Origin of the sequence: Bradyrhizobium sp. OAE829 (assembly GCF_040546575.1) — a bacterium.
Taxonomy (GTDB): Bacteria; Pseudomonadota; Alphaproteobacteria; order Rhizobiales; family Xanthobacteraceae; genus Bradyrhizobium.
This window is the reverse complement of sequence record NZ_JBEPOE010000001.1, coordinates 3816621-3834336: the sequence shown is the minus strand read 5'-3', so window position 1 is coordinate 3834336 and position 17716 is coordinate 3816621. Positions and strand designations below refer to the sequence as shown.

At 63.5% G+C, this 17716-nt stretch carries 13 protein-coding genes and 1 pseudogene; 10 read left to right on the top strand and 4 right to left on the bottom strand.

Features of this window, described 5'->3' with window-relative positions; genetic code table 11:
- Positions 1-127: 127 nt before the first annotated feature.
- Both ABIE49_RS18745 and ABIE49_RS18740 read right to left on the bottom strand, forming a co-directional pair.
- Positions 128-697 carry a class GN sortase gene (locus ABIE49_RS18745; protein WP_192735593.1) on the bottom strand — a complete coding sequence of 190 codons (570 nt, stop codon included), beginning with the start codon at positions 695-697 and terminating at the stop codon, positions 128-130.
- A gap of 118 nt (positions 698-815) precedes the next feature.
- Positions 816-3036: pseudogene (locus ABIE49_RS18740) on the bottom strand (marine proteobacterial sortase target protein).
- A gap of 245 nt (positions 3037-3281) precedes the next feature.
- Here ABIE49_RS18740 and ABIE49_RS18735 point away from each other — a divergent pair.
- Entirely contained in the window at positions 3282-4046 is a 765-nt protein-coding gene (locus tag ABIE49_RS18735; protein WP_192735592.1) for a helix-turn-helix domain-containing protein, read from the top strand.
- A gap of 203 nt (positions 4047-4249) precedes the next feature.
- Positions 4250-4459, top strand: coding sequence for a cold-shock protein (locus ABIE49_RS18730; RefSeq protein WP_192735591.1), 210 nt, complete (start codon positions 4250-4252; stop codon positions 4457-4459).
- 107 nt (positions 4460-4566) lie between these two features.
- Here ABIE49_RS18730 and ABIE49_RS18725 read toward each other — a convergent pair whose 3' ends face one another.
- Both ABIE49_RS18725 and ABIE49_RS18720 read right to left on the bottom strand, forming a co-directional pair.
- A complete protein-coding gene (locus tag ABIE49_RS18725; protein WP_192735735.1) occupies positions 4567-6117 on the bottom strand; it encodes an acyl-CoA synthetase in 1551 nt (516 codons plus the stop codon).
- Between the two features lie 69 nt (positions 6118-6186).
- Complete coding sequence (locus ABIE49_RS18720; RefSeq protein WP_192735590.1) at positions 6187-7395, bottom strand: ABC transporter substrate-binding protein; 1209 nt, start codon at positions 7393-7395, stop codon at positions 6187-6189.
- Between the two features lie 173 nt (positions 7396-7568).
- Here ABIE49_RS18720 and ABIE49_RS18715 point away from each other — a divergent pair, with 173 nt between their 5' ends.
- The 8 genes from ABIE49_RS18715 (at position 7569) to ABIE49_RS18680 (ending at position 17640) form a co-directional block, all read left to right on the top strand.
- Positions 7569-8723 carry an acyl-CoA dehydrogenase family protein gene (locus ABIE49_RS18715; RefSeq protein WP_192735589.1) on the top strand — a complete coding sequence of 385 codons (1155 nt, stop codon included), beginning with the start codon at positions 7569-7571 and terminating at the stop codon, positions 8721-8723.
- Between the two features lie 114 nt (positions 8724-8837).
- Positions 8838-9992 (top strand): acyl-CoA dehydrogenase family protein, encoded by a 1155-nt coding sequence (locus ABIE49_RS18710; protein ID WP_192735588.1) that lies wholly within the window; start codon positions 8838-8840, stop codon positions 9990-9992.
- Positions 9993-10026: 34 nt separating this feature from the next.
- Positions 10027-11238, top strand: coding sequence for an acyl-CoA dehydrogenase family protein (locus ABIE49_RS18705; protein ID WP_192735587.1), 1212 nt, complete (start codon positions 10027-10029; stop codon positions 11236-11238).
- A gap of 79 nt (positions 11239-11317) precedes the next feature.
- The gene (locus ABIE49_RS18700; protein WP_192735586.1) at positions 11318-11974 is read left to right on the top strand and encodes a glutathione S-transferase family protein; all 657 of its coding nucleotides are present in this window, start codon (positions 11318-11320) and stop codon (positions 11972-11974) included.
- A 195-nt stretch (positions 11975-12169) separates the two neighbouring features.
- The gene (locus ABIE49_RS18695; RefSeq protein WP_192735585.1) at positions 12170-12988 is read left to right on the top strand and encodes a helix-turn-helix domain-containing protein; all 819 of its coding nucleotides are present in this window, start codon (positions 12170-12172) and stop codon (positions 12986-12988) included.
- 109 nt (positions 12989-13097) lie between these two features.
- On the top strand, positions 13098-13964 hold the full coding sequence (locus ABIE49_RS18690) for a beta-keto acid cleavage family enzyme (RefSeq protein ID WP_192735584.1): 867 nt from the start codon (positions 13098-13100) through the stop codon (positions 13962-13964).
- Positions 13965-14059: 95 nt separating this feature from the next.
- Positions 14060-15676: an acyl-CoA carboxylase subunit beta gene (locus ABIE49_RS18685; RefSeq protein WP_192735583.1), complete on the top strand. Its 1617-nt coding sequence runs from the start codon at positions 14060-14062 to the stop codon at positions 15674-15676.
- Positions 15677-15681: 5 nt separating this feature from the next.
- Positions 15682-17640, top strand: a complete 1959-nt coding sequence (locus ABIE49_RS18680) for an acetyl/propionyl/methylcrotonyl-CoA carboxylase subunit alpha (protein ID WP_192735734.1) — start codon at positions 15682-15684, stop codon at positions 17638-17640.
- Positions 17641-17716: the final 76 nt, after the last annotated feature.

Sequence of the window (17716 nt, the reverse complement as noted above, 5' to 3'; positions counted from 1 at the left end):
TCATTCCTTCTATTGAGACTTGAGGAGGGTGGCAACACGCGTTGGCCCGATAGCGCCCTTCGCGTAGCGCACGATATCCCGGCAGGCGGAGTATTTGTCGCGTCCCGGGATTGACGGGCGGATGACCTCAGGGAACAGGCCCGATCAAGGTGGCGTGCAGGAGATAGCGATCCGGCCCCGGCGTCAGCGCTTCGAACGGCCAGCACGTCGACAGCACCAGTCCATATCCGTCGCGCAACGGATCGATGCCCGAAGCATCGAAACGCACGATCGAGGTCGAATCCGCGCGATATCGGAATTTCCTGCCGTCGCGGCGCGTGACGTCGATCTCGTCACCGACGACGACATTTTGAAGGAAGCGGAAGTGCGTATCGCGGTGCGCGGAGTAGACCGCCACGCCGCGCTCGCCCGCGTCGGGCGTGTTCTCGACATGACCCGGCCCGAACGCGAGCGCCTGGCCGCTGCTGCCCGCCAGCACGATGGTGCTGGCATGGATCCGCTTTACTTCGATGCGGGCCACCGGCCATGTGTCCGCCCATGACCACGGTTTTGTCTCGCGGCCGGTGGCGATGGTTTCGGTGAAGGCGCGCTCGAGCAGGATTTGCGCGAGCAACGCCTTGGCATGGATGTAGCCACCCTGGCCGAACAGGATGAGGCCGGTGACGGCGAGCAGGAGTGGGAGGATGAAGCGGCGCATTCTTCGGTGTTCTCGTCGCAATGACGGTTCGAAAAAAGTCGCGCGCGCGACCCTGGGGGACGGAGGGCCGCGCGCGCATTCGGGAGGAGCTTGGGGGGGCTCCTCCGTCAAGGGGGCGTCAGGGGATCAACGCCTGGCGCCGATTGAACGCGAACAGGACAAGACTGAATATGAGGAAGATCACACCCAGGATCATTCTCAGCTCGGCGTCGGTCGCGGTCTTCGGAAGCTGGACCGTGCTTGGCGCTGCCGTGACCGCAGGGGCCGCGCGTTTCAATGCCGCAACCTGAACCTGGGCCTCGCCGGCCTCGGCGCGACGTTCCGTCGGCGTGACCGGCAGAAGCGGGCGTTCACCGAACACCTTGGCGAAATCCCAACCGGCCGGCAGGTTGATCGGCAGTTCCGAGACTTTCAGCGGTTCGCCTTCGGGACGGCTCGGCGTCTTGTCGACCGCGACGAGACTGGTCAGCCGCGTCACCAGTTGATGATCGAGCGCCAGCGCGAGGATGATTTTGTCGGCATCCTCCGGACTCTCCTGCCGCGTGGTGCGCGCAACTTCGGCATCGGCAATCTTGCGGCGCGCCCATAGTTTCGACAGGCCCTTGCCCTCGGCCGCATTCGCCAGCGGAAGCGTCACCACCCACGGACGGTCACCGATCCGGCCCTTGATCTCGACCGAGCCGGCGAGCTTGTCGAGCTTGGCGGCAAGAATCAGCGGCTCATCGCGGTAGAGGTCCGGGATCGCCGATGGCGTGATGTCGGCCGCTACATCGGAGAATTTGGCGGTGAGATTGGTCACCGCGGGATTCTCCAGTTTCGAGAACAGCCCGCGCATGCGCTCCTCGACCTGTTCAACCGAGCCGATATGGGTGAAGGCGCCGCGGCCGAGTTCGGCGGCGCGCGTCATCAGATGGGTGTTTGGCGCGGAGCCGATGCCGACCATGAAGATGCGCGAGCGGCCACGCAGCGCGTTGATGGTCTCGAACAATTGCTGCTCATTGCCGATCGCGCCGTCGGTCAGGAACACGACCTGACGGACATAGTTGGTATCGCCGCCGGGGGCCGTGTCGCTGAGCGCGGCGCGCATCGCCGGCACCATTTCGGTGCCGCCATTGGCCTGCAGCGCGCCGACGAACGAGGTGGCCTGACCGACACGCTCGCGGTCGGCCGGCACCGAGGCCGGGAACAGCATCTCCATGGTGTGATCGAAGCGGATCACGTTGAAGCGGTCGGTGGGCTGCAGGCGGCCGAGCGCGTAAGTGAGGCTGGCCTTGGCCTGGATGATCGAGACGCCGCCCATCGAGCCGGAATTGTCGATCACGAAGATCACCTCGCGCGGCAGCGGCTTCCTGTCGTTCTGTTCGACCGAAGGCGGTGTCACGAAGGCGAGCAGATAATCGTTGCCGCCGACATGTTCACGGAACAGGCCGACCGACGGCGCCTTCTCCGCGGCAGGCTTCCAGGTCAGCTCGAAATCGCGATCCGCCGGCACCGCGCCTTCGGCGAGCTTGATGACGCGCGTGCTGCCGTCGGGGCTTTCGGTCTTGATGGTGTGATGATGGCTCTTGATCTCGCCGAGCGGGAAGCCGGCCTGCAGCCGCACCGTGATGCTGGTCGGATTGACCCGCGCGTTGGTCGCGGGGTCGAGCACGTGCGGAGAGATGCGGTCGCGGTCCGGAACAGGATCGGATTTGCTGGCGCCCCAGCCGCCGCCGGGCCGGAAGTCGACGCTCTGCACGACAGGTGCGGGATTGTAGCGCGGCCCGATCACCATCGGCAGCCGCAGCGAGAATTCATTGCCGCTCTGTGCGACCTGCTCCTGATACTCGATCTGCACCAGCACGGTTTCGCCGGGACCGATATTGGCAACCGAGTTGGTGAAGATGTTCGGCCGCTCCTGTTCGGTGAGCGCGGCCTTCTGTCCGTTGCGCGCCGCCTGCTCATAGATGATGCGGGCCTGTTGGCGCTCCTTGATGTCGCCGACGATGACGCGGTCGCCCGACCACCATCTTCAGCGTATCGACGGCGCCGCCGGATGGCAGTGGATAGACGTAAACCGCCTCGACCCAGTCTTGTGTCGGGTTGCGGAAAACCTGCGTGACACGGGAGCGGACGGTGGGGCCGGACACGGTGATGTCGACATCGATGCCAAGCCGCGAGGCATCGGCGTAGCCGTCCTCGGTCTTCAGCAGCAGCGAACCGGAGCGGGCGTCGCCCGGCTTCAGGAAGGCGGTCTGCGTGCGCTCGGCGGACCAGGCCGGCAAACTCAAAAATAAGGCCGCAAATCCGATCAGGAGTGCGGCGGCGCCTTCAAAGGCGAAGAACAGGATTACGCGCATTTTGCGCGACAGGCGCGCACGCCTGTCGGGCTGGATTTCACCGCAGATCGTCATTTCCTTCACTCCGTGCGACGTGTTCGTCGTGGGAAGGAATCTCCGGTAACGCGCTGACTGGCGCGAGCGGAATGATCGGCATTGTTCAGCCCGACGCCAGCGCCGTGCGCCACGGCAGGGGCGGCATTGTGCGGGTTTGTGATGGATTGTGCGTCTGGTAGACTGCCCAAACAGGCCGAACAGGGGTGACGATGCCGACGCCGGACAAGCAGCTTTCCGCCGAACAAAGCCGGCAGATCGCCGATACCATTCGGGAAGAGATCGCCCGCCGCCGCATCTCCCGCCAGTCGCTGGCCGAGCTCGCAAAACTCAGTCTTTCGACGCTGGAGAAGGTGCTCGGGGGCCGCCGTCCGTTCACGCTCGCGACCACAGTGCGGCTCGAACAGGCGCTCGGCGTATCCCTGCGCAAGACGCCTGACGCGCCGGCGCCGGCCGCGCCGGTCAATGGCGACATCGCGCCGGATGGATTGGGCGCCTATTCGCGCCGCGCGGTGGCGTGGATCGAAGGCGCCTATGTCACGATACGGCCGTCGTTCGGCGACAAGGACGCGATCTTCGCCTACCTCACCGAGATTGTCTGGAGTGACGCGGCCTCATCGCTCGTGTTCCACGAAGGCGAGCGGCAGGATGCCCTGTACACCCAGTTCGGCGAAGTCGCGGTGCCGAACCAGTCCGGCCACATCTATCTCGTCACCAACCGGAACGGTCAGCATCGCCTGATCACGGTGGCGCGCGTGGCCATATCTGGCGAAATGTACGGCATCATCACCACGCTGCTGGCAGGGCGCGGCTCCATGCTGACGCCGATTGCCGCTCCGATCGCGTATGTCCCGATCAAGATGGTCGCAAACCCGAGTTTTGGGCGCATTTCGTCCGATAATGCCAATTATGCGCTGTATCGCGAACGTCTGCGGCGGACGATCGATGAGCCGTTTGCCATGTTTCTGCCCGGTTAGAGCCTGTATTTGACGCGTTTCTTGACGCGCTATCGTCCCTTGTAATTCCCGCGCAAAGGGCCTATATCCCACCTATTCGAATTGTCGTTTGCCTTGTTGACTACGCCGACACCGGCCCATCCCCAAGACATCGTTGAAATCGGATCAAGCTCACGCGGAGGTCGTGTGAGCAAAGCGCATTCGCGCATCTTGGAGATAGTTACATGGCTACCGGAACAGTTAAGTGGTTTAACGCGACCAAGGGTTTTGGCTTCATTCAGCCCGACGATGGCGGAACGGACGTGTTCGTTCACATCTCGGCTGTCGAACGCGCAGGCCTGAGCTCGCTCAACGAAGGTCAGAAGATCTCGTTCGAAGCGAAGAAGGACCCGATGCGCGGCAAGACCAGCGCTGAGAACCTTCGCGTCGACTAACAAAGGTTGCTGATTACGGATTACCACGGATGTACTGGGATCCTCTAATTAGCCTCTGATACAGAAGCCCGCCGGTGCAAATCGGCGGGCTTTTCGTTGCCAGCACATCATCGCGAGGCAATGGCCTTGTCGGTCGGCTTCGAAACGCTGAAATTCTTTCGCAGCGTCGGCTTGTGAATCTTTCCCGTCGCGTTGCGCGGCAGGGCGTCGACGAACTCGATCAGCCGCGGACACTTGAACCGCGCCAGATTGGCCTGACAATGCGCGTGAATCTCGTCGGCTGAAAGCGTATGGCCCGGCTTGATCGCGACGATCGCCATGCCGACTTCACCCCATTGCTCGTTCGGGATGCCGATCACGGCGGCTTCGGCAATGGCGTTGAGTTGATGCAGCACGCTCTCGACCTCGGCCGGATAGACGTTCTCGCCGCCGGAGATGTACATGTCCTTCCAGCGATCGACGATGTAGTAGAAACCCTCTTCGTCGATGCGCGTGGCGTCGCCGGTATGCAGCCAGCCGTCGGTGAAGGATGATTGGTTGGCGTCCGGCCGGTTCCAGTAGCCCGGCGTGACGTTCGGTCCCTTGACCCAGAGTTCACCGAGCTCGCCGACATCGGCGTCTGACCCATCAGGACGAACGATCCGCACTTCCGTATGCAGCACCGGCTTGCCGGAGGAGCCGGCCTTGCGCGCGGCGTCCTCCTTGTCGAGCGTCAGCACCGCGGGGCTGGTCTCGGTCATGCCGTACCCCTGCTGCAGGGCGACGCCGCGGGCTTCCCATATTTTCAACAGCGGCACCGGCATCGGCGCGCCGCCGACACCGCCGATCACGAGCCGGCTGAGATCGGCTGCAGCAAACGACGGATGCTGCGACATGAACTGGTAGATCGCAGGCACGCCGAAGAACTGGTTGATGCCTTGCGCGGGATCGCTGATCAATTGCAGCGCGAGCGCAGGATCGAATGCGCGCATGATCAGCACGGTGCCGCCGGCGTGCAGCACGGGATTGGTGTAGCAATTCAGCCCGCCGGTGTGGAACAGCGGCAGCACCGTGAGCAGCACCGACGACGGCGAGATGTACGCGGGACCGCCGAGATTGACGCAATTCCAGAACGTCATGCCGTGGGTGATGATCGCGCCCTTCGGCTGGCCCGTGGTGCCCGAGGTGTACATGATGGTCGAGATGTCATCGAGCGTGACCATCTCCGCGCGATCGAGCGGTTTTGACGCGGCGATCGCCGTCTCATAGGAGTCGCCGGGACCGAGCAGCAGTGCCGATGACACGTTGCAGAGTTTGGCGACCGACAACGCAACCTCGGCGAGGTCCGTGTCGTGGATCATGACTTTGGGCGAGGCATCGCCGACAATGAACTGCAGCTCGGGAACGGTGAGGCGGGTGTTGAGCGGCAGGAACACGGCGCCGATCCGGAAGCAGGCGAACTGCACCTCCAGCGTATCTGATGTGTTCAGCGCCAGCACCGCGACCCGGTCGCCGCGCGCGATCTTGAGTTTGTCGCGCAGATGCGTCGCGAGCAGCGAGATCCGCGCATCAAACTCCGCATAGGAAAGCCGGCGCTGGCTGGCGAGGTCGATCGCCGCGATCTTATCCGGCGTGCGGCGGCCGAAATGGGCGATCCAGTCGTAATAGCGGACGGACAAGGTTTCCTCCACGTCTTGCGGTTTTGTGCCGCCGGCGCGGCTGATAATAACCACGGCAACTCACGCGGTTCACGAACCCCGCAGCAACTCGCTGATGACATTGAACTGGTTGTCGCGAAACTCGACCATGTAGCCGTCCTTGATGGGTCGATAGTCTTTCGGTGAGGTGTTGAGCTTGACGCCCGGCATCAGCAGCGGCAATTGTACATCCCTGAGGTTGGCGGCCTGCGCCATGATGTTCTCGCGGCTCAGGTCGTTCTTGCACTGCTCCAGCACCACCACCAGCGCCTGGGCGACCATGTAGCCATAGCCGGCGGCGAAATTCGCCGGATCGACATTCGGCACCCGCGCCTTCATGAATTCGCGGTAGGCGACCAGGTCGGGGTCTTTGGAATCGGCCGTGTACGGCTTTAGCGAGCCGACCGACATGATGCCGCTCGCGGCCTCCAGGCCCGCCGGCACCATCACCGTTTCCTTGTTGGCGCAGCCCGAGGAGATGAAGCGCATCGGCCGCCAGCCGGTCTCATAGGCCTTGCGGATCGCCTGGGCGCAAGCGCGCGGCGTCACGCTGTAGATCAGGAAAACGTCGGCCTTGGTATTGGCAAGCGTCAGGATCTGCGAATCCACGCTGGGATCGGCGACTTCGAAGCTCGATGCCAGCGCGATCGCCTTGTCGGCGTCGGCCCCGAGCGCCTCTTTCACGCCGCGCAGATAATCCTTCCCGGCGTCGTCGTTCTGGTAAAGGATCGCAAAGCGTGCATTGGGATTTTTGGCGCGCGCATAGCGCACGTCGATGCCGGCTTCCTCGACATAATTCGGCGCCCAGGGCAGCGCCATCAGCCAGGGCTGGTTGACCGGATCGTTCCATTTCGATGCGGATGAGATCAGGAACAGATGCGGCACCTTGGCGCTGTTGAGGTATTTCGCGGTCGCCGAACTCGGCGCGGTGCCCATGGTGCCGAACATGAAGGCGACGTTGTCGCTTTCGACCAGCCGCCGCGTCGCCTCGACCGTCTTCGGCGGCGAGAAGCCGTCGTCGAGTGAGACCATGTTGAGTTTGCGCCCGTTGACGCCGCCCTTCTCGTTGACCATGTCGAAGTAGCCGGCAAAGGCCTTGCCGACGACGCTGAGCGCCGAGGCCGGGCCGCTATACGGCATGATGTTGCCGAACTTTATTTCGCTAGACGTGATGCCGGGCTGTTGCGCGAAGGCAGCTGGCGATGCAGCGAGCGACAGCGCCAGGAAAATGGCCGGGACAGATTGGCTCCATCGGATCATGCTTCATCTCCCCGGCGTTTTGCCGATTTTGTGTTATTGCTTTTTTGCAGAAGGCTAGGGCATGGCCGGGGAACCGGTCTTGCGTTGAGTTGCTGACGCTGGCGCTCCTCAGCCGCTCAACGCAAGTTTAGGTCGGCCGATTCAGGGCATCGTGATTCCGTCGGGAGGACAGCATGCTGGAGCGGACAAAGGCGAACAGCCCGTTTTACAACGCGGATCACGAAGCGTTTCGCGACGTGATGCGGCGTTTTGTGACGCGTGAGATCGAGCCCTATGCCCATGAATGGGACGAAGCCGGCGAGTTTCCGCGCGCGCTCTACGCCAAGGCCGCCGAGATCGGCCTGCTGGGGCTGGGCTTTCCCGAGGAATATGGCGGCGTCGCTGCCGACCAGTTCATGAAAATCGTGGCCTCGCAGGAACTCGCGCGTGCGGGCGCCGGCGGTGTCTCCTCCAGCCTGATGAGCCACACCATCGGCTCGCCGCCGATCGCGCGCGCCGCCCGCCCCGAGATCAAGGCGCGGGTGCTGCCCGAAGTTCTGTCGGGCAAGAAGATATCGGCGCTGGCGATCACCGAGCCGAGCGGCGGCTCCGACGTCGCCAATCTCCGCACCAAGGCGCGCCGCGACGGCGACCATTATGTCGTGAGCGGCGAGAAGACGTTTATTACGTCAGGCATGCGCGCCGATTATCTGACGGTCGCCGTGCGCACCGGCGGTGAGGGCGCCGGCGGTGTCAGCCTGCTCCTGATCGAGGGCGATACGCCGGGGCTTTCGCGCACCAAACTCAAGAAGATGGGCTGGTGGGCCTCGGACACCGCGACGCTGCATTTCGACGAATGCCGCGTGCCCGCCCAAAACCTGCTCGGCGAGGAAGGGCAGGGGTTCAAGCTGATCATGCATAATTTCAACAGCGAGCGGATGGGCATGGCGGCGAGCTGCACGGCTTACGCGCGCGTCTGCGTCGAGGAGGCGATCGCCTACGCCAAGGAGCGCCAGACATTCGGCAAACCGATCGCGCAGCACCAGGTGATCCGCCACAAGCTGGTCGACATGGCGCAGAAGGTCGCGGCGTCGCAGGCGATGCTGGAAATGCTGGCATGGCGGCTCGGCCAGGGCGAAAGCCCGGTTGCCGAAATCTGCATGATGAAGAACCAGGCGACGCAGACCATGGCGTTCTGCGCCTCTGAGGCCGTGCAGATCTTCGGCGGCGCCGGCTTCATGCGCGGCATCAAGGTCGAGCGCATCTACCGCGAGGTGAAGGTCAACGCCATCGGCGGCGGCACGGAGGAGATCATGAAGGATCTGGCGTCGAGGCAGATGGGGTTGTGACGGACCGTCATTCCGGGGCGTGCGAAGCACGAACCCGGAATCTAGAAATGAGCCAAACATATCGAGGTTCCGGGTTCGGCGCTTCGCGCCGCCCCGGAACGACAGGGAATAAAAATGCTCTTCACCGCCGACCACGACGAACCCCGCCGTATCTTGCAAAAATTCATCGCCGCCGAAATCAATCCTTTCGTCGACGAATGGGAGGAGGCCGGACAGTTCCCTTCTCACGAACTGTTCAAGAAGCTAGGCAACCTCGGCTTTCTCGGCCTCAACAAGCCCGTCGAATTCGGCGGTCAGGGGCTTGATTACAGCTACGCGCTGATGATGGCCGAAGAGCTCGGCGCCATCCATTGCGGCGGCGTGCCGATGGCGATCGGGGTGCAGACTGACATGGCCACCCCGGCGCTGGCGCGGTTCGGCTCCGATGAAGTGCGCCGCGAATTTCTGACGCCGGCGATCGCGGGCGATGCGGTGGCCTGCATCGGTGTGTCGGAGCCGGGCGCCGGCTCCGATGTCGCCTCGATCAAGACCAATGCCCGCTCAGATGGTGACGATTACGTCATCAATGGCGGCAAGATGTGGATCACCAATGGCGTAAAGGCGGACTGGATCTGCCTGCTCGCCAACACCAGCGACGGGCAGGTGCATCGCAACAAGTCGTTGATCTGCGTGCCTATGAGAACCAAGGGCGTCGAGGTCGCACGAAAACTCGACAAGATGGGCATGCGCTCGTCCGACACCGCGCAGATTTTCTTCGACAATGTCCGTGTGCCGAAGCGCAACCGGATCGGCGAGGAGGGCATGGGTTTTACATATCAGATGGTGCAGTTCCAGGAGGAGCGGCTGTGGGGCGCCGCGGCGTGCCTGAAGGCGCATGAGTACATTATCGCCGAGACCATCGAATACACCCGCAACCGAAAAGCGTTCGGCAAGACCATCCTCGACAACCAGGTGGTCCATTTCAAGCTTGCGGAAATGCAGACCGAGGTCGAGCTGTTGCGCGCGCTGATCTACCGCGCCGCCGAGGCGCTGATCGCGGGCGAGGACGTCACGCGGCTTGCGACCATGGCGAAGCTCAAGGCCGGACGGTTGGGTCGCGAACTCACCGATGCCTGTTTGCAATTCTGGGGCGGCATGGGCTTTATGAACGAGACACATGTCAGCCGCGCCTATCGCGACAGCCGCCTGACCTCGATCGGCGGCGGCGCCGACGAGGTGATGCTGACGGTATTGTGCAAGATGATGGGCACGCTGCCGGGTGCGAAGTAAAATTCAACTTAACCAGCCATGAACGGATATCGATATGCTCTATCAGGAGAGCCAGAAGGTCACCGAGCTGAAGCACCGCCTTCAGTCCTTCATGGATCGCCACGTCTATCCGAATGAGGAGCGCTTCTACAAAGAGGCCGAGGAGCTGGGGGCCTGGAAGGTTTTCCCGGTTGTCGAGGAGTTGAAGCCGAAGGCGCGGGAGGCCGGCCTCTGGAACCTGTTCCTGCCCGAGAGCGAGCATGGCGCCGGCCTGACCAACCTCGAATACGCACCGCTGTGCGAGGTGATGGGGCGCTCGCATCTTGCGCCTGAAGTCTTCAACTGTTCGGCGCCCGACACCGGCAACATGGAAGTGCTGGCGCGCTACGGCACGCGCGAGCATCAGGAGCGTTGGCTCAAGCCGCTGCTGGCTGGCGAAATCCGTTCCTGCTTTGCCATGACCGAACCTGCGGTCGCCTCCAGCGACGCCACCAATATCGAGAGCTCCATCCGGCGCGACGGCGATGATTACGTCATCAACGGCCGCAAATGGTACACCACCAACGCCACCGACCCGCGCTGCAGGATCTGCATCTTCATGGGCAAGACCGATCCCGATAATCCGGATCGCCATCGCCAGCAGTCGATGATCCTTGTTCCGATGGACACGCCAGGCGTCAAGGTGCTGCGGTCTATCCCGGTGTTCGGGTTCTATGGCGTGCCTGACAGGGCCTCGGAAGTGGTGTTCGAGAATGTCCGCGTGCCCGCCACCAACATGCTGCTTGGTGAGGGCCGCGGCTTCGAAATCGCGCAGGGTCGTCTCGGTCCCGGCCGTATCCACCACTGCATGCGGTTGATCGGGCTTGCCGAACGGACGCTGGAGAAGATGTGCGTGCGGACCAGAAGCCGGGTTGCGTTCGGCAAGCCGGTTTCGGAACAGACTGTCACGCAGGAGCGAATCGCGGAATCGCGCATCATGATCGAGCAGTCGCGGCTGTTGACCCTCAATGCGGCGCATATGATGGACACCGTCGGCAACCGGGCGGCCAAGGTCGAGATCGCAATGATCAAGGTCGCGGTGCCCAACATGGCATGCCAGGTGATCGACTGGGCCATTCAGGCCCATGGCGGCGGCGGCACCAGCAACGATTTCGGTCTGGCTGCGGCCTATGCCACGGCGCGCCTGCTGCGCCTCGCCGACGGTCCGGACGAGGTTCATCGCAACCAGATTGCCCGCCTCGAACTGCGCAAGCACAGCAATGCCTGAGACGCGCCGCCAAGATGATATTGCGGGCGCCGCTTCGGCGCTCCAAACTGGCCTGAATCGAAATTGAGGAAAACGCCTGATGATCACGCTTTATCACTGCGACGGGGCGCGCTCGTTCCGCCCGCTCTGGATGCTGGAAGAACTCGGGCTGCCATATGAGCTCAAGATGCTGCCGTTTCCGCCGCGGGTGTTCGCCAAGGAATATCTCGCGATCAATCCGCTCGGCACCATTCCCTTCATGGTCGATGGCGAGACCAGAATGACGGAATCGTCCGGCATCTGCCACTACATCGGCACCAGATACGGCCCGACGCCGCTGATCGTCGGGTCCGACGAGCCGGCCTATGGCGCCTTCCTGAACTGGATGTATTTTTCCGATGCCACGCTGACCTTTCCGCAAACGCTGGTGCTGAGATACAGCCAGCTCGAGCCGGAGGAGCGCCGCAATCCGCAGGTTGCGGGGGACTATGCAAAATGGTTCCTCGGGCGGCTGCGGGCCGTGGAAGCCGCCACCGGCAAATCGGAAACGCTCTGCGCGGACCGCTTTACCGCCGCCGATATCGCCAACGGCTATGCGTTGCGGCTGGCCGGAAATATCGGGCTGGCCAAGGATTTCGGGCCCAATGTCGCGGCCTATTGGGCGCGGTTGCAGGCCCGTGACGGTTATAAGCGGGCGGTGGCGGCCGAGCAAAAGGCCGGCGTCGAGCAGAATGTGGCGCCGCGGGTCCGGGGCTGATTGGAAACGCCGTCATTCCGGGATGGTGCGCTAGCACCAGACCCGGAATCTCGAGATTCCCCGATGCGCAATCGCGCACCTGAGGTTCGCTTCGCGCCCCGGAATGACGCTTTTTGTTCGTCTGGTAAGCCCCCCATTTTCCGCTATGGTTGCCCCCATCGCAGCGGCCCAAGAGCCGCGCGAGGAGGATCCACCATGGACGACATCGGCCACAAATCGGGCCATCTGATGCTGATCACTCCGGAGCGCGTGTTTTACGCGGGCCTGCTCGGCCGGCCGCGGGAACGCTGCTCGGGTGCGTTCAACATCTATGTCGCGATCGAAGGCGGGTTGCGGCTTACAGCCGACGGTCGGAACAGCCACGCCGAAATGGTGGTGGTGCTGCCGAACATCAAGCACACCATCGCCAGCGACTATCGATCGGTGCTGAGCGTCGTGATCGAGCCGGAAAGCGTTTGTCCCGGCGTGCTCGAAGACCTCGCCGCGCGGCTGTCGGGGCCTGAAGGCAAAGCCTTCGCCGACCGCATTCGCGCCGCCTATCTCGCCTTGCGCGAGAACCATGCGGGCGAGGATTTTTCCAGCGCCGAATTCGATTTTCTGTGCCTTGGCGAAGCCCTCCCACAACGCGTGCTCGATCCACGTGTGGCGCGTGCCATACTGCAGATCGGAAGATTCTGCGGCGAACCGGTGACGGCCGCGAGCTGCGCGGCGGAGGCCGGACTGTCGCCGTCGCGCTTCCTGCATTTGTTCAAGGAAGAGACCGGAATCTCGTTCCGCTCCTTCCGTGCCTGGAAGCGGGCGCGGCATTTGCTGCATTTCGCCAACCAGGACATCAACCTCGCGCATCTCGCGCAGGACATCGGCTATCCTGATTCGACGCATTTCAGCCACTCGATCCGCCGCTTCTACGGCTTGAAGCCGCGCGCGATCTTTTCCGGCTCGCGCGATCTGGCGATCTACCGCAGCAATCGCACAGGCTTCGGCAATAGCGGGTTGACGCAAGAAGCGGGCTGATGCGGGCCCCATGATCGGCAGCGCATGATCCGGAAAAGTGTGTAGCGGTTTTCCGAACGGATCATGCGCAAAACAAGGGCGATTTCCGCCCATTTCCGAAGGCTGATTCATGAGCGACAAGGCCGTCATTACCTGTGCGCTGAACGGCGTGCTGACCGACCCGAAACAGCACAACGTGCCTGTGACGCCAGAACAAATGGCGCGCGAGGCCAGGGCTGCCTTCAACGCCGGCGCCAGCATCATGCATATCCATCTGCGCCAGCAGGAGCCGAACAAGGGCCACCTGCCGTCGTGGGAGGTCAGCGTCAGCAAGGAGATCCAGCAGGCGGTGCGCGAGGCCTGCCCCGGCGTCATCATCAACCACACCACGGGCACCTCGGGCCCGAACTACGGCGGCGCGCTCGATTGCGTGCGCGAGACAAAACCCGAAATCGCGGCCTGCAACGCCGGTTCGCTGAATTATCTGAAGGTGAAATCGGACAACACCTGGGCCTGGCCGCCGATGATGTTCGATAACGCGGTCGAGAAGGTGCAGGACTATCTCGACGTGATGAAGGTCGCGGGCACGATTCCGGAGTTCGAATGCTTCGATGTCGGCATCGTGCGCTGTGTCGGCATGTACCGGCAGACCGGCATGTATTCAGGGCCGCTGGAGTATAATTTCGTGATGGGCGTCGCGTCCGGCATGCCGGCCGATCCGGATCTGCTGCCGATCCTGCTGAAGCTGAAAGTGCCCGAAGCGCACTGGCAAGTCACTGCGATCGGCCGCGCCGAAATCTGGCCGCTGCACCAGCGCTGCGCCGATCTCGGCGGACACCTGCGCACCGGGCTTGAGGACACCTTCTATCTCGCCGACGGCGCCAAGGTGACCTCCAATGGCCAATTGATCGAAGCCATCGCCGCCTGCGCCCGCCGCGCCGGCAGAGAGATCGCTTCGCCGTCCGAGGCAAGACAGATATTTGGGACGAGGCATTGAGTTGTCATTCCGGGGCACGCGAAGCGTGAACCCGGAATCTCGAGATTCCGGGTCTGGCCCTACGGACCATCCCGGAATGACGAGCAGGAGAAATAATGGCCATCATTGAATCGACCATCGCCCCAAGCAGCGCCGCCTACAAGGCCAACCGCGACGGCATGCTGGCGCTGATCGCGCGCATGCGCGGGCTTGAGGAGCGGACGCGCGCCGCCTCCGCCGCTGCCAAGGACCGCTTTCACAAGCGTGGCCAACTATTGCCGCGCGAGCGCGTCGCGCTGGTGCTCGATCCCGGCTCGCCCTTTATCGAATTGATGACGCTGGCGGGCTACATGTTCGACGTGCCGGATGCCGACAAGAGCATCCCGGGCGGCGGGGCGATCGCCGGCATCGGGTTCGTCTCCGGTATCCGCTGCATGGTCAGCGCCAATGATTCCGGAATCGACGCCGGTGCGTTGCAGCCTTACGGCCTCGACAAGACCTTGCGCGTGCAGGAACTGGCGCTGGAGAACAAGCTGCCCTACGTGCAGCTGGTCGAAAGCGCCGGCGCCAACCTGCTGCGCTACCGCGTCGAGGATTTTATTCGCGGCGGCAATATCTTTCGCAACCTGGCTCGGCTGTCGGCGGCGGGCTTGCCGGTCGTCACGGTGACCCACGGTTCGTCGACCGCGGGCGGCGCTTATCAGACCGGGCTCTCCGACTACATCGTGATGGTGCGCGGCCGCACCCGCGCCTTCCTCGCTGGGCCGCCGCTGCTCAAGGCCGCGACGGGCGAGATCGCGACCGAGGAAGAGCTCGGCGGTGCCGAGATGCACACCTCGATTTCCGGCCTCGGCGATTATCTCGCCGAGGACGACCGCGACGCGCTGCGGATCGCGCGCGACATCATGACCAACATGCAGTGGGACCGGCCGAAGCCGGCTGAAACCTCGTATCGGCCGCCGCGCTATGATTCGGAGGAATTGCTTGGCATCATGCCGATGGACCACAAGCGTCCGGTCGACATGCGGCAGGCCATCGCGCGCTTCATCGACGATTCCGACTTTACCGAATTCGGCAGCAATTACGGCCCCGCCACCATCTGCGGCCACGCCCGCATCGAGGGGCAGGCGATCGGCATCATCACCAATAACGGTCCGCTCGACGTGCCCGGCGCCAACAAGGCGACGCATTTCATCCAGGCCTGCTGCCAGTCGCGCACGCCGCTTTTGTATATGAACAACACGACCGGCTACATGGTCGGGAAGGCCTATGAGGAAGCCGGCATGATCAAGCACGGCTCCAAGATGATCCAGGCGGTGACCTCGGCCACCGTGCCTCAGATCACCATCTATTGCGGCGCCTCGTTCGGCGCCGGCAATTACGGCATGTGCGGGCGCGGCTTCCATCCGCGCTTTTGTTTCTCCTGGCCCAATGCCAAGACCGCCGTGATGGGCGGCGAGCAGGCGGCGGAGACGATGGCGATCGTCACTGAAGCGGCGGCTGCGCGTCGTGGCAAGCCGATCGAGAAGGAAAAGCTCGATGCCATGAAGTCGCAGATAACAGGCGTGTTCGACGGCCAGATGGACGTGTTCTCGACCTCGGCACGCGTACTCGACGACGGCGTGATCGATCCGCGCGATACCCGCAGCGTACTGTCCGAGGTGCTGGCGATCTGCCGCGAGGCCGAAGCCCGCACGCCGCAGCCCATGCAATTCTCGGTCGCGCGGCCATGACTGTCATGAAACCGACGCCGTTCTTCAAGATCCTGATCGCCAATCGCGGCGAGATCGCGCTGCGCATCATGCGCACCGCGCGCCGCCTCGGCTATGGCGTGGTCGCGGTCTATTCCGATGCCGACCGCGACGCGCTTCATGTCCGCGAAGCGGATCAAGCCGTGCGGATTGGCGAGGCGCTGCCGGCGCAATCCTATTTGCGGATCGAGGCGATCATTGCGGCGGCCAAGGCCAGCGGCGCAACGGCGGTGCATCCCGGCTACGGCTTCCTCGCCGAGAACGTAGATTTCGCGCAGGCCTGCCGCGATGCGGGGCTGGTGTTCATCGGTCCGTCGCCGGAAGCGATCCGGGCGATGGGCAACAAGGCCGGCGCCAAGGACATCATGGAAAAGGCCGGCGTGCCCTGCGTGCCCGGCTATCAGGGCGCGGACCAGAGCGACGCTGTCATGCTGGCGGAAGCCAGGAAGATCGGCTTTCCCGTGATGATCAAGGCGGTGGCCGGTGGCGGCGGGCGCGGTATGCGGCTGGTCGCGGATGCCTCTTCGTTTCCGGATGCGCTGCGCAGCGCGCGGTCGGAAGCACAGGGCGCGTTCGGCGATCCCACGGTCATTTTGGAACGCGCCATCGTTGATCCCCGCCATATCGAAATCCAGGTGTTCGGCGATCGTTACCGTAATGCCGTCCATCTCGGCGAGCGCGATTGCTCGGTGCAGCGGCGGCATCAGAAGCTGATCGAGGAGGCGCCGTCGCCGGCAGTGTCGCCGAAGCTGCGGGCGCGGATGGGCGCGGTCGCGGTGTCAGCGGTGAAATCGATCGGTTATGAGGGCGCCGGCACGCTGGAATTCCTGCTCGATGGCGGCGGCGAGTTCTACTTCATGGAAATGAACACGCGGCTGCAGGTCGAGCATCCCGTCACCGAGGCAATCACGGGCCTCGATCTCGTCGAACTGCAACTGCGCGTCGCCAGCGGTGAGCCGCTCGGGCTGGTGCAGGAAGACATCAAGTTCTCCGGCCATGCCATCGAGGTGCGGCTGTGCTCGGAAGACGCAGGCCACGATTTCATGCCGCAATCCGGCACGATGGCGCTATGGCAGGTGCCGGACGGTATCCGGGTCGAACATGCGCTGCAGTCCGGCTCCGAGATTCCGCCGTTCTATGATTCGATGATCGCCAAGATCATCAGCCATGGCGCGACCCGCGATGAGGCGCGGGGCAAGCTGATCGTCGGACTGGAGCAGGTGGCTGCATTCGGCGTCACCACCAATCAGGGCTTTCTGATTTCATGCCTGCGTCATCCCGGGTTTTCCGCGGGTGAGGCGACCACCGCCTTCATCGGCAACCATCGCGATGAACTGCTGGCGCCGCGCAAGGATGCGGGGGCGAAAGCCGAGCTCGCGGCGTTGCTGCTCTACGTCACCGATCCCTCGGCACCGAAGTGGAAGCCCGGACGTTCGCTGGCGGCAGCGTTCCCGGTTCCCGTTCGTGTCGAGATCGACGGTGCCGTCCATGAGATCGAGATCGTGCGCGAGCGTGACGGCAGCTATCGCGGGCTCAACAATGTCCTCTACCGGATCGAAGTCCACGCCGTCGACGGCGACACCATCCGCTTCAGCCGCGACGGTCTTTCGGAGTCCGTCAAATTCCTGCGCGATCGGGATCGGCTCTATTTCCTGCACCGCGGCGCCGCGATTGCAGTTCGCGACCTGACGCTGGCGGCACCGGTGTCGGCCGCCGCAAGCGGTGGCGACGGCAAGGTGCGCGCGGCGATGAATGGCCGCGTCGTGGCAGTGCTGGTCAAGCCGGGCGAGCAGGTCACGGCCGGCCAGCCTGTCATGACGCTGGAAGCGATGAAGATGGAGCACGTGCATACGGCGGGTGTTGCGGGCAAGGTCACAGCGATCGATGTCGCCGAGGGCGAGCAGGTGACGACGGGGAAGATCGTGGTCGAGATCGAGGCGGCTTAGCTCCGTCGTCCTGGACAAGCGAAGCGCGATCCGGGACCCATAACCACCGATGTACGTTTGGCGAAGGCTGGAGCCA

Bases quoted from the DNA above. Each gene is read 5' to 3' on its own strand.
- ABIE49_RS18705 (WP_192735587.1), top strand. From the start codon at position 10,027: ATGCTCTATCAGGAGAGCCAGAAGGTCACCGAGCTGAAGCACCGCCTT.
- ABIE49_RS18710 (WP_192735588.1), top strand. From the start codon at position 8,838: ATGCTCTTCACCGCCGACCACGACGAACCCCGCCGTATCTTGCAAAAA.
- ABIE49_RS18730 (WP_192735591.1), top strand. From the start codon at position 4,250: ATGGCTACCGGAACAGTTAAGTGGTTTAACGCGACCAAGGGTTTTGGC.
- ABIE49_RS18715 (WP_192735589.1), top strand. From the start codon at position 7,569: ATGCTGGAGCGGACAAAGGCGAACAGCCCGTTTTACAACGCGGATCAC.
- ABIE49_RS18685 (WP_192735583.1), top strand. From the start codon at position 14,060: ATGGCCATCATTGAATCGACCATCGCCCCAAGCAGCGCCGCCTACAAG.
- ABIE49_RS18745 (WP_192735593.1), bottom strand. From the start codon at position 697: ATGCGCCGCTTCATCCTCCCACTCCTGCTCGCCGTCACCGGCCTCATC.
- ABIE49_RS18735 (WP_192735592.1), top strand. From the start codon at position 3,282: ATGCCGACGCCGGACAAGCAGCTTTCCGCCGAACAAAGCCGGCAGATC.
- ABIE49_RS18720 (WP_192735590.1), bottom strand. From the start codon at position 7,395: ATGATCCGATGGAGCCAATCTGTCCCGGCCATTTTCCTGGCGCTGTCG.
- ABIE49_RS18680 (WP_192735734.1), top strand. From the start codon at position 15,682: ATGAAACCGACGCCGTTCTTCAAGATCCTGATCGCCAATCGCGGCGAG.
- ABIE49_RS18690 (WP_192735584.1), top strand. From the start codon at position 13,098: ATGAGCGACAAGGCCGTCATTACCTGTGCGCTGAACGGCGTGCTGACC.
- ABIE49_RS18700 (WP_192735586.1), top strand. From the start codon at position 11,318: ATGATCACGCTTTATCACTGCGACGGGGCGCGCTCGTTCCGCCCGCTC.
- ABIE49_RS18695 (WP_192735585.1), top strand. From the start codon at position 12,170: ATGGACGACATCGGCCACAAATCGGGCCATCTGATGCTGATCACTCCG.